11 protein-coding genes and 1 tRNA gene are annotated in these 15477 nt (G+C 52.5%); 10 read left to right on the top strand and 2 right to left on the bottom strand.

What is annotated here, in order from left to right; translation table 11 throughout:
- The first annotated feature begins 483 nt into the window (after positions 1-483).
- The 3 genes from CGZ80_RS01480 to CGZ80_RS01470 all read left to right on the top strand — a co-directional run bounded on the left by CGZ80_RS01480 (position 484) and on the right by CGZ80_RS01470 (position 9073).
- Positions 484-6369, top strand: a complete 5886-nt coding sequence (locus CGZ80_RS01480) for a DUF4011 domain-containing protein (RefSeq protein ID WP_094411003.1) — start codon at positions 484-486, stop codon at positions 6367-6369.
- Positions 6370-7115: 746 nt separating this feature from the next.
- A complete protein-coding gene (locus CGZ80_RS01475; RefSeq protein ID WP_094411002.1) occupies positions 7116-8420 on the top strand; it encodes a polymorphic toxin-type HINT domain-containing protein in 1305 nt (434 codons plus the stop codon).
- An 11-nt stretch (positions 8421-8431) separates the two neighbouring features.
- Positions 8432-9073, top strand: a complete 642-nt coding sequence (locus CGZ80_RS01470) for a double-CXXCG motif protein (RefSeq protein WP_094411001.1) — start codon at positions 8432-8434, stop codon at positions 9071-9073.
- Here CGZ80_RS01470 and CGZ80_RS01465 read toward each other — a convergent pair.
- The gene (locus CGZ80_RS01465) at positions 9063-9410 is read right to left on the bottom strand and encodes a hypothetical protein (RefSeq protein WP_094411000.1); all 348 of its coding nucleotides are present in this window, start codon (positions 9408-9410) and stop codon (positions 9063-9065) included. The two genes, CGZ80_RS01470 and CGZ80_RS01465, sit on opposite strands and share 11 nt — an antisense overlap.
- An 86-nt stretch (positions 9411-9496) precedes the next feature.
- Between CGZ80_RS01465 and CGZ80_RS01460 the strand changes: the two genes are divergently transcribed.
- The 3 genes from CGZ80_RS01460 to CGZ80_RS01450 all read left to right on the top strand — a co-directional run bounded on the left by CGZ80_RS01460 (position 9497) and on the right by CGZ80_RS01450 (position 12292).
- A complete protein-coding gene (locus tag CGZ80_RS01460; protein WP_143543688.1) occupies positions 9497-9868 on the top strand; it encodes a hypothetical protein in 372 nt (123 codons plus the stop codon).
- Positions 9869-10228: 360 nt separating this feature from the next.
- Complete coding sequence (locus tag CGZ80_RS01455) at positions 10229-11557, top strand: transposase (RefSeq protein WP_094410998.1); 1329 nt, start codon at positions 10229-10231, stop codon at positions 11555-11557.
- A gap of 258 nt (positions 11558-11815) precedes the next feature.
- Complete coding sequence (locus CGZ80_RS01450; protein ID WP_094410997.1) at positions 11816-12292, top strand: DUF4303 domain-containing protein; 477 nt, start codon at positions 11816-11818, stop codon at positions 12290-12292.
- A gap of 170 nt (positions 12293-12462) precedes the next feature.
- Here the strand turns inward: CGZ80_RS01450 and CGZ80_RS01445 are convergent.
- A tRNA-Lys gene (locus CGZ80_RS01445) sits at positions 12463-12535 on the bottom strand.
- A gap of 139 nt (positions 12536-12674) precedes the next feature.
- Between CGZ80_RS01445 and CGZ80_RS01440 the strand changes: the two genes are divergently transcribed.
- The 4 genes from CGZ80_RS01440 (at position 12675) to CGZ80_RS01425 (ending at position 15456) form a co-directional block, all read left to right on the top strand.
- Positions 12675-13892, top strand: a complete 1218-nt coding sequence (locus tag CGZ80_RS01440; protein WP_094410996.1) for a tyrosine-type recombinase/integrase — start codon at positions 12675-12677, stop codon at positions 13890-13892.
- 126 nt (positions 13893-14018) lie between these two features.
- Positions 14019-14837, top strand: coding sequence for a hypothetical protein (locus CGZ80_RS01435; protein ID WP_094410995.1), 819 nt, complete (start codon positions 14019-14021; stop codon positions 14835-14837).
- 184 nt (positions 14838-15021) lie between these two features.
- On the top strand, positions 15022-15222 hold the full coding sequence (locus tag CGZ80_RS29185; protein ID WP_094410994.1) for a helix-turn-helix domain-containing protein: 201 nt from the start codon (positions 15022-15024) through the stop codon (positions 15220-15222).
- A 3-nt stretch (positions 15223-15225) separates the two neighbouring features.
- Entirely contained in the window at positions 15226-15456 is a 231-nt protein-coding gene (locus tag CGZ80_RS01425) for a helix-turn-helix domain-containing protein (protein ID WP_094410993.1), read from the top strand.
- Positions 15457-15477 lie beyond the last annotated feature (21 nt).

The following is a 15477-nucleotide window of genomic DNA, read 5'->3' as shown; positions in this document are numbered from 1 at the left end:
CCCACAAAGCCAGCAGTGCTTTTGGCATCGAGCCCGTTGCCGTGCGCTGCGGGTCGATGAAACGCAACCTCTGCTTGACCTGCAATCACATGGCCGAAGGCCTCAAACACCTTAGCCTGTGGCATCGCCACAGGAACACGATTCCCAAAGCCCAGATTGGCCGAAGGTCAATTTCACCTGCCAATCCCCACAAAGCCAGCGGTGCTCATGGCCTTCAGCCAAAGACGCCGATCGGCCAACTGAAAACTGGGGCGATGCCCCAGCGTACGGTACGCATGGCCTTCGGCCAAAAGACAACCACGCGATAAAAACGCCGTCGCAGGCAGAGAGTGGCACTAAGCGAGACAAAGCCAATCGCCATCCCAATGGGGGCTCACAGCTCTTCCAAATGAACCCCCCCCTGACCAACACTTATTTAACTATGATACCGCGCCCAGCAATTATCTTCGATTACTAAAAAACCAACAGGCCGGTTCGAACACGATGTCAATCAACCTCGCTCAAGAAATTGAACGATTCAGGGAACGATTACTGGATTTAAGTCTTCGGAATCCGCTGCTTAGCTATCGCAAGAGTAACCGCAAAACACTTCAAATCGTTGATGAGCTTCCAAATGTGATCTATCAGCGTCTGGTTGATCTGGGAAAGCCATCTGTGCTTGATTTCATTCCCGATTCTCCGATCGAAGACACCGACGAAACGTCCGATTCAGACGAGAGCTCCGTTCAACCTTTAGCGGCTCCCCAAGATAAGCCCGATGGTCAATACGATGCCAAGCCCAAAACGAATACCGAAGTTTCGAGCGAAATTTTTGCAGTCGATGAAAAACCAACTGTATGCAAAAAGCCTATCGAACTACCAACGCCGACGCAGAAAAAGACGGAAGCGAATCGACGCCTGTTTGATGACCGATTGCAAACCAATCTGACCCAAGAAAAGTTGAATTCAACGCTGCGGTCCATCTCACGGGATGCCAAAACCGCAATGGAGGAAACAGGAATCAACTACCTGTTCATGGCAATCGGCTTCTTATCGTGGCTAGAGTCAGACTCTTCGGACAAGGAGCGGATTGCGCCTCTTATTCTGATTCCCGTTCAAATCGAAAAGGATTCACGAGGCGACGGCGAGCCCCGTTTCCAAGTCGTATGGGACGAAGACGAAATTCAATCGAACCTTTGTCTTCAGAAAAAGCTTTTAAAAGACTTTGACATATCTCTTCCCGAGTTCAACCTGGAGATTTCTCCGGAATCGTATTTCGAAGCCATCGCCGACTCAGTCAAGTCCAAACCTCGTTGGAAGATCAAGCGAGAAGCACTTCTTGGCTTCTTTTCGTTTCACAAACTTTCGATGTACGCCGACATCGATCCCAAAAACTGGGATCTTTCGGCCGATAGCCAGACAGCTAAGATCATTGAAAGGATGGTGTGCGGCACCTCTGATGATCAATCGGACACTGATGGTGCAGCACTCTACGCGCCAGACTACAACGTCGATCAGAACGAAACCGTCGAACGGCTGATGTTGCCGCTAGACGCCGATAGCTCCCAGCAATCCGCACTCGTGGATATACGTAATGGCCGCAACTTGGTCATTGAAGGGCCACCTGGCACTGGAAAATCGCAGACAATTACGAACGCTATCGCGGATGCCATCGCGAGCGGTAAAACGGTGTTGTTCGTCGCAGAGAAACTGGCTGCGTTGCAGGTCGTACACGACCGTATGCAGCGCCTAGGACTTGATGATTTTTGTTTGGAACTGCACAGCGATTCGGCCTCACCAAGACATGTTTTCGATGCACTCCGCGAACGAATTTCGAAAGACTATGATTCGCCGACAACTTTGGAAAATACGCGTCATTCGCTCAACAATCGAAGAGATGAACTGAATGCCTACGTTGCCGAAATGTCACGAAAAGTAGGACCATATCGGCAGACGCTCTACGACCTTCTATGGGAGGTCATTCTACTCCGCGGAACTGGGGCCTCCTACCAAGGTGACACGATCTCCGAAATACCGTCTGATCGGGACAAGTTCGATCGCACCATCCAAGCATTGACTACGTTTTCTGGGGTGCTCGAAGACACCGGCGAACCACGCTCCAATCCTTGGTGGGGGTTCGAGGCATCACAATTCGCATTTCGACAATCCGAGACAATCAAGGAACACCTTGAATCAATAGGCCAGTCCGCAAGCCGGTATCGCAATGCGGCTACCGAACTATCTCAGCTTATCTCGATTGATGCAACGGAAGCAGTTCAAATTGCTGATCGCTTAGACACTGATCGATTGCAATCACTTGCCAATTCTGTCCCGGATTGCGACAACGCGATTTCTGCCAAGTTAACGTCCCTAGCCGTCAATACTGAATGCACACAACTGCTCACCAAAATCCAATTCCAAAAGCTTGAAGAGGAACGGCTGGAGAGTGAGTTTGATGTCGCTTTGATCGAAGCATCTGAGACCAATCCAGTTCTGCTTCACTATCTCGATGACCTAGAGTGGACTGATGGGGCAACTACCGAATCGAGCGTGGAAGTATTGAAATGGCTTAGCGATCTTAAAAAGACAGTTGAAATCCTGGATAGTGCGGCACGTATTTTCGCCAAGTTAGGGCTCCGGCCAACGGACCTTTCAGATGACTATCGTCGACGAGTCAAGGTACTGCAATTGATTCGACACCCAATTGCCAAAAAAGAAAACGCTATCACCGCACCGATGTTCCTCGACCGCGGAAAAGAACTGTACCGTTCGGCGATCCAAAAATGCCAGTCGCTACAAAGCAGACGAGATTTGGCTAAACGAGCCGTCGAGGAATTGGATGCCGGAACGTACGCCATCACCCCCGCGTCTTCCGAAACGCTCGATCAACTTGTACGCGCAATAAAGGCACTGCCAGCTGAATTCATACCAGCAAAAACGTCTGATGGGACAGTGAGACTTCACCAATGGGCAGTGAGGATGCTCCGAGCAGTTCATCAGATCGTTGCGATGGCACCTGAACTCAGCCGCGAAGACCTGGCCATTCCGAGCACCCTTGAAGAACTCGAACGGCGATTCAAACTCGTTCAACTCGCATGCAATCCAATCGCGTTCGAGAAAGACAAGTTCTTCAAGACAATGTTCAGATCGGAAGCAAAAGTCGTCTTCGATGAAAGCGTTCGCAAGAGCGAAATGATCTCGGCGCGACTCCGAGAATTGGATTCAAGATTCCACATGCCTTCCGTGCCAGAACCAAAGTTGGTCACCTCAATCGCGAGGGCACTTCGAAAACACCGGAAGTCTTGGCTTCGTGTTTTCAGTCGAGAGTTCAAGGAGGCAAAATCTCAGCTAGACGAATTCGTCGCGATTGATGCCGAATGCGATCTCGGTGAATGGATAAAGTCACTGGAGGACTTGAACGTTGCGGCCCTGGATGCAGATGAGTTTTCACAAGCCAGAGCTCCGCAGGAAGCCTTTGGGAGTGGATTCGAAGGAATCGCGACTTCATGGGAATCGATCGAGCAGCGATGCACGTGGGCAACGCAAATGCGGCTTATTGGCTTTGATTACGAGCGATCGTTTCGGCTCGTCGAAAGCCTCCGCGAACTTCCACTGTCGAAACCGTTGGGGGAGATTGAACAAACGCTAGTCGATTACCGAGCTTTACTCAGTGAGTCGATTCAATTTGCTCCAAGAGCGTTCGAATCGATTGCGAAGAGCCCATTTTGCGAGTTGTCGCGGCTAATCGAATCAATCTGCCAACTGTCGGAAACTATCACGCGTATCACTTCCCAACTGAACATCCCTGGTGATTGGCCATTTGAGAAAGTAGAGCATTTTTCCCGCCTTGCGCGCCAGCGAATTGAGATAGAAAAATCTCTCGCTGCGTTCAACGAGGATTCTGAATTATGTGAAGGACTAGGATTATTTTTCCAAGGCGAACAAACTGATTGGAAAGAACTGGAAACCGCATTCAGTTGGGCTCGCACCGCAGCACAGTTCGGGCTCAATGCCGATACAGCACTAGAATTGCTTGGCCAACGTGATGGTTATCTAGCTCAACTCAGCACAAAGACTTTGTCAGATTCTCTCTCGCAAATCGTCACGCAAAGTGCAAGCCCCACAATGGCGATTTCGCATCTTCCTGATTTCGCCAGGATGGATTCGCAATCCTGTTTGCAATGGCTTGATCAAAAAGCACGCCTGATCGAATCAGCAATCGGTGTATTCGGCGACAATTCGGTTACACATCTCGAACTACGAAGACGCTGCGACCTCACCAATGAACTGATTGACAATCAAGCGTATATCAGCGACCCACGTAATTGGCCCTGTCTCGTCGAGGCGGGCCTTTATGAACTCACCATCGCTCAACCGGGCTCAACAAGAGAAATAAACGACTGGATCGTCGCCGGTTTAAGTACCCTGCATGCTCTACCCGAAGCAGTCAAACTCGCGATATTGCGATCGCTAGACGGCGATGTTATCGCATCGATCGCAAGTCTTTCGCGAGAACTTTCAATGTGCCCTAAACTCCTGCAATCGCACTGCAATGAACTTAGGAAACACGGCCAATTTGCCAACACCTGGCTTGGAGTTGATCCTCCTCAGTTGCTTGACGGGAGCACCACGCAAAAAACGGAGACACTTCTTTCATGCTTGGAACAACTACCGGCATGGTGTGCATTCACGACATCGCTCAGTCGATGCGAAGAAGTCGGAGTTGTCGGACTGTGCTACCTTGCGATCGATGGACAAATCGCATCTCAGCAGCTGGTTGATTGCTACCGTTTATCGGTCTTGGAACTTGCTGCTGACGATTGTTTTCAAGGTTCAGAATTGCTGAAATCGATTAGCGGGCGTCACCTTGATGGCCTGCGAAATGAGTTTCAACGATTCGATCGAGAGCTGCAGGCATTGCGGCACAGCGAAATCGCGTCCCATGCCGCGCGAAGACAGATTCCTGCAGGAAATGCAAAAGGACGTGTTGGAGAGTTCACTGAACTATCGCTAATTCGCCACGAGACCCAAAAGCAGCAGCGCCACTGCCGCATTCGGGATTTACTCGACCGAGCCGGTAATGCTGTGCAAGCTCTCAAGCCATGTTTCATGATGAGCCCACTTTCGGTCTCAAGATTCGTTGCTGAAAATAGCATCGAGTTTGATCTCGTCATCATGGACGAGGCATCTCAGATTAAACCCGAAGATGCCATCGGAACGTTATTGCGTGCCAAACAGATCGTGGTGGTGGGCGATCCGAAGCAGCTCCCACCGACGTCATTTTTCGACAAAGTGGGCGAAGACCTGGAGGATGGTGAGTCAACACAATTCGACAACACTGAATCCGTACTTGAAGCCTCGATGAAAATTTTCCAGCCGTTTCGCCGACTCCGTTGGCATTACCGCAGTGAACACGAAAGCCTGATCCATTTTTCAAACACACAGTTTTATGACGACGATTTGGTTGTGTTTCCGTCTCCCAAAAGTAATCCGGAGCGGTACGGTATCCAGCACATCTATGTCGAGGACGCAACCTGCAGGAGTGGTTTAAATATGGTCGAGGCCAACAGGGTCGTCGAAGAAATCGTGCGTCACGCGATGGTAAATCCAGATGAGTCACTTGGTGTCGGGACATTTAACAAAAGACAATCGGAAACAATTGATGAGCTACTTCAGAAGCGCTGTGAGTCTGACCCGGCTGCAGCGTTCGCAGTCGGCAGACTCCGAGAGCAGGAAGAAGATCTCTTTATTAAGAATTTAGAGAACCTCCAGGGTGACGAAAGAGACGTGATTTTCGTCTGTTACACCTATGGCCGAGACCCGCAATCGCAACGGCTGTTCCAGCGTTTCGGCCCCATCAATTCTGCCAAGGGATGGCGACGACTGAATGTCTTAGTCACGCGTTCGAGAAAACGAATGGTTGTGTTCCATTCGATTCACCCCAGCGAAATCCAGGGTGGACCGGACAAAAGCCGCGGCGTTAATGCATACAAGAGCTTCCTGTCGTACGCAGTGACCGGCACGATTGATGAATCGGGGGCGACGACAGGCAAGGAACCGGACTCTGCGTTTGAGATTGCGGTGGGCAAGAAAATCGCCGAATGGGGACTCGAAGCGGTCCCACAGGTCGGCGTCGCCGGATTCTATGTCGACATCGGCGTTCGGCGGCGAGACGGGGACCGGTCGTTCCTACTGGGCATCGAATGCGATGGCGCAACTTATCACTCAGCCAAATCGGCACGGGATCGGGATCGCCTACGAGAAGAAGTCATCCGTTCGCGCGGTTGGAATATCCACCGAATCTGGTCCACCGACTGGTTTCTCAATGAGAAAGCCGAAACAGAAAAACTACGCCTTGCGGTCATGGCCGCGATGGAGCCTGGAGTGTAGCTGCTTGCAAGACCGTTCGTTGCCTGTTTCGTTTCGTGACGGAAACATCCGATGCTGGAGCCTGAGAGATTTCGCAAGCCATGTGAATAGCAAAGTTTCGGTCCTAACTACTCCTCCTAACACCAGACACGATCTTTTGGCGAAAGCCTCTTTTCGTGTCATTGCGACAGTTGTTTGAAACAGCTCAGGATCCTCCCCAATAATCGCACTGGACATTCACGTTGCTTGACGTGCGTGCCAGCAGCGGTCTGCAATCTGGACAGTCGGTCGTGATCTTGGTTGGAACAGCTACGCTTCCTGAATTGTGGTCAAATCACCACCAATTTCACAGACAGCAGTTTCTGAACGCTAAACAAGTACATTTTATATGGACGAACGCCTCATCGTGAGCACTTCACGAGTGGGGATAGCGATTCTCAAATCCCATCTCTTGAGCTTTCACCCTTGAGACACGTCCCGTCCCGCCAAGAATTGCGGTATAAATCAAAAACGACCGCGTCGATATCGAAGATTCCCCAATTCGAAAAGAACACCTGCAAGTAATCGTGCAGCGGGCGATTGGTAGGCTGACATGTTCGTTATGCATCACGCAAGGCTTGAGGTAAATTCACTTGCCGCCTCCTCCACGACCCAAAAATAATCGCAGCCTGCTGCGACTGGCCGCTGGTCTAGTTGTAGTGTCTAGCGTTGTGCTCCTCACGCTCCCTAGCTTTCGATCGAGTCACGCGGCGGGCGATCGTGGGGCGATGCGTTCCGACGTCATTTTCGCGGCTAGGTCTGGCAACGACGCAAAGTTGCGTATCGCAACAAAACCAATCGAACAGTTGCGAGTTGGAGACCGGGTGCTGGCTCGCAATCCGCAGAGATCGCAAGGCGAACGCGAAGCTTGCGAAGAACCGAACTGGAGTGATTGGCTCAAGCTATCGCTCGTCATGCCTAGGGCGGATGGTTCGGAGTTGCATATCGAGTTGCTCCGGCCTGAATCGTGGGTAATGAACCAAATCCAGTTTCTTGTAAAGGAAAGTGCTGCCGCGAACTCCGTTTCGCCATTCTCGCTCGACGTGTTGAGGCAGTTCAATTCGCAAGTGCCGCTGTCACCGTTGCGACCGCTCTTTCGAGAGCTCGTGCTTTCGAATGCGTCCATGCTGGCGAATAATTATGAGCTGGCTACATTGCTGGTTGAGATGGATCTACCGGAGTTGGCGATCGAAGGCCCAGCGTTCGTGAACGACATCACTCCCTGCATTTCAGTTGCAGCAGGAGCAGGGCAAGTTGTTACCGCAACTTTTCATCACACCAGTGGCGAAGTCATCGACCTATTGGTCGGCGACCGTGGCGATTCAGAGTCAATTGGCACGACGAGCAATCACCCAATTTGGTCCGTTGATCGCAAAGACTATGTTCAAGCCGGCGCACTGAAACTTGGCGAACGAGTTCAGACCTATGCAGGCCAAACGAAGCGAGTCTTAAATAAGCTAGCTCGCCCCGGCCCGGAGCCCGTATTCAACCTCGAAGTCTACGGCGAGCACGTCTACTACGTCGGCAAGACTGGCGTGCTGGCGCACAATTCGCAAGGATATCCGGTAGATGCCCCAAATCCGGAAGCGGTCAGCCCACGCTTGACTCAGAGGTTGGAAGCCTTCCGTGCATATCGAGCACGTGGCGGTACGATGGATATGCCTCGCTGGGTTAAAGCGACTCAGGGTAACCGCGCATATGGAACTGGTTTTCGCAGTGGATTCCGCCGTTGGAGCAAACGCAATTCGCAGGTCCAGAACCATCACCTTGTGTCGCACCCAGTCGTTCGTGAACTAGATGCGATTGGACTCGATGGCCTTGCGTTGCGGAATCGCATTGACCTGCAATACCAGTCAGCACCTGGCCAGCATATTGGGTATCAAGAGTGGCACAGGGCTCTCGACGACGAAGTCGTCACCTTTGCCCGGAACACACCCGGCTTGACTGAAGAAAGCTTTCTTCGCTATCTACATCGACTTTATCAGCGACCCGATTTAAGAAGACGAATCCCCGGCGTTGACCTTAACTTTTAGGAGTGTGAGCCATGGGATTCTATGTATGGGAGTACCTCGGATTCGTTCGCGCAATGAAAACGGGCTTTGCTGAATTCAAGGCAGTTGGGCGAAAAAAATTTGGCGGAGAGTTCCCCAAATGCCCCGAATGTGAAACCCGTATCGGGACGCTGAATTGGCAGCCGCCGTTCGTTGTTCAATTGACAACGAACAAGTTTGGGGATCTATGCACCGACGGTCAGGACATCTTATTGAGCGATCGGTTTCGCGAAGCGTGGGTCAATAGCGGGCTGACCGGCTTGCGTTTTGAGCGAGTAAATGTCGAGGTCGCTATCACGGAACGATCAACGCCGATCTACTTCGTGGCGCGAATCGCACACACGATCACAAGACTCGACGAGAAAGCATCAGGCGTGGTGGCGTCAAATGTTGTCGGTTGCGATTCATGCCGTGTCATGGCAAGGGAGAAGGTGGAACGAATCCGGCTGGATCGGCATACGATTCCAGAACTCGATATCTTTCGTCCGAGCGGACTTTACGGTGCAACATTGGTCACCTCTCGCTTCGTCGAATTTGTCAACGAACTGAGCCTGAAAAACTTTCACTTCAAGCACCAAGACGACTATCGCGAGCCAAAAGTGTTTGAAGAACAGCCCTCTTCACCTAGAAACTGATTTGCCAAGGCAATTGGAACTCCAAGGCTCGGAAAGACATTAGCATCATCGAATTCGGCACTTGCCGCATCGACTGAAACGGATCGTGGAACATCGTTACAAACGATTCAAAGTCAGAAAGAGTTGGCACCACGACATCGCTGTCGGTCACGGGCGTTGTCAAACCAGCGGAGGCAACACGCTCGCGTAGATCGCCGAGCGTGACACGACCTTGCGATGATGCAAATGTCGTCCCCAGCAGGAGAAATCTAGTTGTGGCTGCCGCGGGTAACTCAGGTTCGTGCGTCCAACTCCCAAAGCACAGCAAGGCAAACGAGCCGTCGATGGACAGATGCAAAACAATTCGGGGCTTTTCAGTTGACGCGTCTGGCAAGGTGCCGGCAGTGTTCAGGCATCAAGCCCGTCGACGTGCGCCGAACGTCGATGAAACGCAACCTCCGCTCGACATGCAATCACATGGCCGAAGGCCTCAAACACCATAGCCTGTGGCATCGCCACAGGAACACGATTCACAAAGCCCTGATTGGCCGAAGGTTAATGTCACCTGCCATGTCCCGCAAAGCCGGCAGTGCTCATGGCCTTCAGCCAAAGATGGCGATCGGCCAACTGAAAACTGGGGCGATGCCCCAGCCTACGGTACGCATGGCCTTCGGCCAAAAGACGACCACGTTTGCGCCGAATAGCATTTTGCGACAGGGCATGACGCTAAAAGCCTCAATCCGCAGCAAAAGGTTCCGCGCAGGCTATGCGGAGACGGTACCCAATCAGATCAATGTTGTTTTTCGCTCTGTTTGAATCCGCGATTGCGACGGCGACTGACCGGCGTTTTCCTAGCCCCGCCGCATGCCAAATCGGCTGACCGCGAAACTAGGGCAGCGCTGCAAAGGGAACTAAATGCTGTTGGACGGGCGGTCCCACGCGAGTAAAGGAATAAAACAGAGATGACACCTAATGAGCTTGCCAAGCCGATTTCCAACGCGGCACGAAACGCGATCGAAGACAGTAGTTCCCGGCCTGTTGAAAAACACCGTGTTTTGCCGACTTGGCTTTTGCTAGCGGCTCGCCAGATTCTCCTTGGCCTGTTGCGTTTCGCTTCGTGACCGAAACATCCTATGATAGTGCCTGACAGTTTTCGCAAGCCATTTGGAATGCACCATGTCGGGCCCTGCCATTTCCCCACGCACCAGACGCTATCTTTCTGCTGACGCTCTGTTTGCGTTGCTGCGGCAGCGATTCGAAACGGTCCAGGATCCTCGCAAACAATCGCACCTGACGTTCACTTTGCCTGACGTGCTGGCCAGTGGTCTGGCAATGTTTTCACTCAAAGATCCGTCGTTACTAGCCTACGGCGAGCGACATGATGATCCGTCGCTGAAAAACGTTTTCGGAATCAAATCGATCCCCAGTGACACGCAATTCAGAGAGATCCTCGATCCGATCGAGGTCGACGCACTCAATGAAGCGTTCGCGGACGTGTTTGCCGAACTTCAGCGTGGCGGTGTCTTGGAACAGTTTCGCTTTCTCGGCGATGGCTATCTCGTCGCAATCGATGGAACGGGTTACTTCAGTTCGTCCAATGTGCGTTGCGAGAACTGCCTCGAGAAGAAGTCAAAGGACGGCTCCACTCGCTACGCTCACCAGGCAGTTGTGGCGGTGCTGATTCATCCCAAGCTTAGTGTGGTGATCCCGCTGGCAGTCGAACCGATCGTCAAGCAGGACGGAGAAACGAAGAACGACTGCGAGCGAAATGCAACGAAACGCTTGCTCAAACGGATCAAGAAGCAGCATCCGATGTTGAAGTTGACGATTACCGAGGATGGCCTCTCAAGCAACGCGCCGCACATCGCGGACTGCAAAGAACACGGCTACCACTTCATTCTTGGTGCGAAGCCCGGTGACCACGCACACTTGTTTGAGCAAGTCGTTGATGCGGGTGATCAATCACGCTTGCACGTCATTCGCACCGCGAAGATCGACAAGAAAGGCTCTCGGAGCGAGACGCAATGGGCCAAGCAGATCCCGCTTAACAAAAGCAATCCTGATCTTCTGGTTAACTATGTCGGGCAGAGCGATTTGACCGCCGACGGCGATATCAAGTCGATGTTTAGCTGGGTAACAGATCTTGGGGTGACCGCAGAGACGGTTCTCGAAATAGCTCGTGGTGGCCGCTGTCGATGGAGGATCGAGAACGAGACGTTCAACACACTTAAAAACCAAGGCTACCACTTCGAGCACAACTACGGTCATGGCAAGAAGAACTTAAGTACGGTTCTTCTGATCTTGATGATGCTGGCGTTTCTGGTCGATCAAGTCCAGCAGGCCTGCTGCCCTCTGTTTCAGGCGGTGTTAGCCAAGCTGAAGAGTCGTCGCAATCTCTGGCATCGACTTCACAGTGCGATCGAATCGTTTGTGTTCCAAAGTTACCAAGCGATCCTGGAAGCCATCCTGACCGATCGCTGCCGCTATCGCACGCTGCCTCCGTAGTGCTCTGCGTCGGAAAGACGATCTGCATGAGTCGAATCAACGTTTTCGAAAGAGAGCGCCAGAGAAGCTACGCGCCAAAATATCCGGCAAGTCATTTTGCCAACCAAGAAACGGCGACTGAAGCCCTCACGCGAAGCTGCCAAAACTCAGGTTGGCGGTAATGCAAATCGGAAACTCGCCAACCAGCCCCAATTCCAGGGAACACTCAACAAAACGTCTTCTTAAAAGGCCACCTCCGGGAACTGCTGGATCGAAGAGATGCTACGCGAAAACCCTAACGACTCATTTTATTACTGTTCCTTGATCACAACTGGTGAAGGGCACACCCCATATCTAACTGCTTGGTCCAGAGAGAAACTGAAAGAGGCTGTTGACGCGGAGGGAGGAGGCGATGACCTCATCGCTGAACTTAAATGGTCTTGCGCTGATTCTCCTTTCTGTTTCTACGGAGAGTCATATTTTGAACCGGTGAAACAGATCTTCATCGGAAGGTCAGAGCTGAATGATCGCGACTCGACGTCTGATGCCAGCGAGCTGGAACTACGCCTCAAAGCAATGGAACTCGCGATGGCAGAACTCGATGAGGAGGGACTCTTTGGCTCAGGCAATGAACGTCTGAAGATCGTGATAAACGCGGAAGTCATGCCGCCAGATCATTCAAATGTTGAGAGAGCTCTACGGCTAAATCCAGAGCAGGCACTTTCCGATTGGATGAACGAGGCGGCTGAACAATGACGCGAACGCAATAGCCAACTTGACCGCGAAGCTTTTGGGGGAGAGGGGGCTCCGCCGAACTCGTCACAATGCTTGGCCGTGATGGTGACCGGTGCAATTGCGTGCCGATCTGGTGTGAACACCGTGTGACGCACTTGGGAAGGCAAGAATGCCGTTCCCGTTACCAGCAGTGCCCCCACTAGGACTCGAACCTAGGACCCACTGATTAAGAGTCAGTTGCTCTACCAACTGAGCTATAGGGGCTGAGTGCTTTTTCGTGTGCTTGCTACAACCGGCCTACAACTGTTAGCCTATTTTGACATGCAAGACACCGAAAAAGGCCCCGTTTGGCGCTGGTACCGTCAACAGGGCTTCACCACCGAGCTGTTGGAGAAGCTGGGCGATGCAGAGGCGAGTTGTAGCAAACGGTTGTAGTGAGCGGAAGCCACCTAAACCAGAAAAACCGTATCCGGATTTCCCGCTCACCGCACATGCAAGTGGGAAGTGGTGCAAGAAGGTTCGCGGCAAACTCCACTACTTCGGTAGTTGGTCTGACCCGATCGGGGCACTGAACGAATGGCTTGCCAAGGAACACCTGATCCGAAGCGGGGCCCCTGAGCGTGACAACACCCAAGCCGACATCCGCTACCTACTGAACTTGTTTCTCGATTCGAAAGAGCAGGCGGTTGAACACGGCGACCTGACCCAGAAGGCCTACAAAGATTACCAAAAGGCGTGTGACCTCATCCGCGACCACTTTGGGCTGGATCGGTTGCTTTCAACGCTCGACGCCCCTGACTTTCAACGGTTCCGGGCATCGTTTCCGAATACATGGAACGCCGTGTCGATCAACAGCCACATCGCCCGGCTCAATGCGGTGTTCAACTTCGCTTTTGAGGTGGGAGCGATTGACCGGCCAATTCGCCGCGGCCCCAACTTCAAGCGAGTATCGAAGAAGCGTCAACGACTTGAGAAAGCGAAGAAGCCAACGAAGCTTTACGACGCCCGCGAGATTCACCGAATGATCGGCGCGGCGAGTTTCCAGATGCGGGCAATGATCTTGCTGGGCATTAACTGCGGCTTCGGGAACGCCGACTGTGGACGTCTGCAAATCCCGATGATCGACTTCAAACGGAACTGGCTTGAAGGGCTCCGCGAAAAGACGGCAGTGGAACGCGCATCGTGGTTATGGCCTGAAACGGTGGAGGCGTTACAGTTCGCCATCGACAACAAGTTCAGCAACGCCCCGACATCGCTCGAAGACAACGTGTTCATTACCAAACGTCGGCAGTCGTGGTACAAGGAATCCGGTTCAGCCGATCCGCTCTCAACCGAGTTCCGAAAGCTCAACCATTCGCTCGGGCTGCACCAGCGGGGCAGGGGGTTCTACAGTCTTCGCCACACCTTCGAAACGATCGCGGGCAACTGCAAAGATCAGATCGCGGTGAACTTCGTGATGGGGCACTCCGATTCATCGATGGCTGAAGTTTACCGACACGGTATCGCGCCCAAGCGGATCGTGGATGTTTGCACCTACGTCCGGAATTGGTTCATGCGAGGAAAGTATTGGACGGTGAAGATGAAGCTTCCCACGGAAGTGTTGATCGCTAAAATTAACTGATCGGCGGCGACGGCTACCGACACCAAACAATCGCGGGCGACGGTTCGCAGATTGGGCGTCGTTCGCTGCGGCTGGTATCTCTTTCACCAGTCGCGGCGGGCGGGGCCATCAAAGAAAGAGGATCTTATGAGTCAACTGTCCCCTGTTGAGCGTTGCATTCGCCAAACCCTCGCGGGCACGCTGAGAGACACGTTCGACTTCATAGATCGTTTCGGTGAGTTTGAAGCTCAGGCAATCGCCTTACTTACTGACCTTAACAAGACTTCGCCCTCTGACGATCAAGTTTCAGATGCGTTTATCCACCAGATGCACCGAATCAAGCACAGCATTGCGAAAGCTGTGATGATGGCCAAGACGTTTGAAGATGAGACTGCAAGTGAAATCCGCGAACTGTTGTTTGAGATTAACGACGACATCAATTTTCCGATTGCAGTGTCGGGCGCGATCGTGGCTGCCAGCGACGGCGACCACAAAGATGCAAGAGACATTTGCACCAAGTCGATCAACTCGGTCGACAGGGAATCGCTGGCGCGAATCAAGCGACTTTCTGCGAGGTGTCGCGATTCTGGCACTGATACCGATCAGGTCAGCGATGAGGAGCTAGGGAGCTTGCTAGGAATGCCGCTCATGGACTTCACTAGATTGAGCGACGAGGACTTTTGGGCCTGGTGGCAGGAATACCGCGAAGACGACGGGTGCCAACCGGATGCAACGTCCTCTGACGACGTTCGGGCTCTGATCGACAGAAACAATGCAGAGTCCGAGTTGTCAAGGATCGCGGCATCGCTAAAGCACGACGAAGGATTAAACCGCCCTGCAATCCGAAGGCGACTTCGCGGCGACAGCATGGCTCAATTGATCGCGTTCGCCGGATCTGCTGTTGCAGAAGACGACGGCTATCCCAGTGACACGACAATAACTCGATGGATTAACAAGCGAAAATAACCGGCCGCGAACCGGCCACGTCGATGGCCGGTAAAAAAAGCCGATTTTTTTCATCAAGCTGCTAGCGATAAAAAACCTTAAACACGACCGGCCACGAACCGGCCACGGTCGTGACAAACTAGCGATTGCTAAACTTCGACCATATCAATTCTCACGTCAACAACACGACACGTGAGGCAATTGAATGGTCACGACTACGATTCCACCTGCTGCTCTATCAGCCCCCGAAGCCGCGAAATATCTCGGCATCCCAAGATCAACTTTTGATCGTCTTGCGAAGTCCGCGCCCCTGCCGGGAATTCGAATGGGGAACTGTTTAGTTTTCCGTATCGAGACCCTGGATAGCTACCTGCGTCAGCGCGAAGCCAGTCAGGTGTCGGCTTAACCAATGATTCAGACCTTCAACACGTCCGAAGCTGCTGAGGTTTTGAAATGTTCGCCCGATCAGGTGCGAGCACTCATCATCGCGGGCAAGCTCCATGCGACCAACACTTCGTTGGGATCGCAGCGTGCAAGGTGGGTCATCACTCAACAGGCGATTGAGGAATTCTTGTCGCCGCCAAAAGTGCAAGAGACTAAACGGCGGAAGCTGCCGGCAACGTCTGGAAAGCACTACTAGGAATTAGAAGCCCCTCGCCGC

The organism is Rhodopirellula sp. MGV, assembly GCF_002251265.1.
Classification (GTDB): domain Bacteria; phylum Planctomycetota; class Planctomycetia; order Pirellulales; family Pirellulaceae; genus Stieleria; species Stieleria baltica_A.
This window is presented reverse-complemented; position numbering and strand designations above follow the sequence as displayed.

Bases quoted from the DNA above. Each gene is read 5' to 3' on its own strand.
- CGZ80_RS01480 (WP_094411003.1), top strand. From the start codon at position 484: ATGTCAATCAACCTCGCTCAAGAAATTGAACGATTCAGGGAACGATTA.
- CGZ80_RS01475 (WP_094411002.1), top strand. From the start codon at position 7,116: ATGCGTTCCGACGTCATTTTCGCGGCTAGGTCTGGCAACGACGCAAAG.
- CGZ80_RS01470 (WP_094411001.1), top strand. From the start codon at position 8,432: ATGGGATTCTATGTATGGGAGTACCTCGGATTCGTTCGCGCAATGAAA.
- CGZ80_RS01460 (WP_143543688.1), top strand. From the start codon at position 9,497: ATGAAACGCAACCTCCGCTCGACATGCAATCACATGGCCGAAGGCCTC.
- CGZ80_RS01455 (WP_094410998.1), top strand. From the start codon at position 10,229: ATGTCGGGCCCTGCCATTTCCCCACGCACCAGACGCTATCTTTCTGCT.
- CGZ80_RS01450 (WP_094410997.1), top strand. From the start codon at position 11,816: ATGCTACGCGAAAACCCTAACGACTCATTTTATTACTGTTCCTTGATC.
- CGZ80_RS01440 (WP_094410996.1), top strand. From the start codon at position 12,675: ATGCAGAGGCGAGTTGTAGCAAACGGTTGTAGTGAGCGGAAGCCACCT.
- CGZ80_RS01435 (WP_094410995.1), top strand. From the start codon at position 14,019: ATGAGTCAACTGTCCCCTGTTGAGCGTTGCATTCGCCAAACCCTCGCG.
- CGZ80_RS29185 (WP_094410994.1), top strand. From the start codon at position 15,022: ATGGTCACGACTACGATTCCACCTGCTGCTCTATCAGCCCCCGAAGCC.
- CGZ80_RS01425 (WP_094410993.1), top strand. From the start codon at position 15,226: ATGATTCAGACCTTCAACACGTCCGAAGCTGCTGAGGTTTTGAAATGT.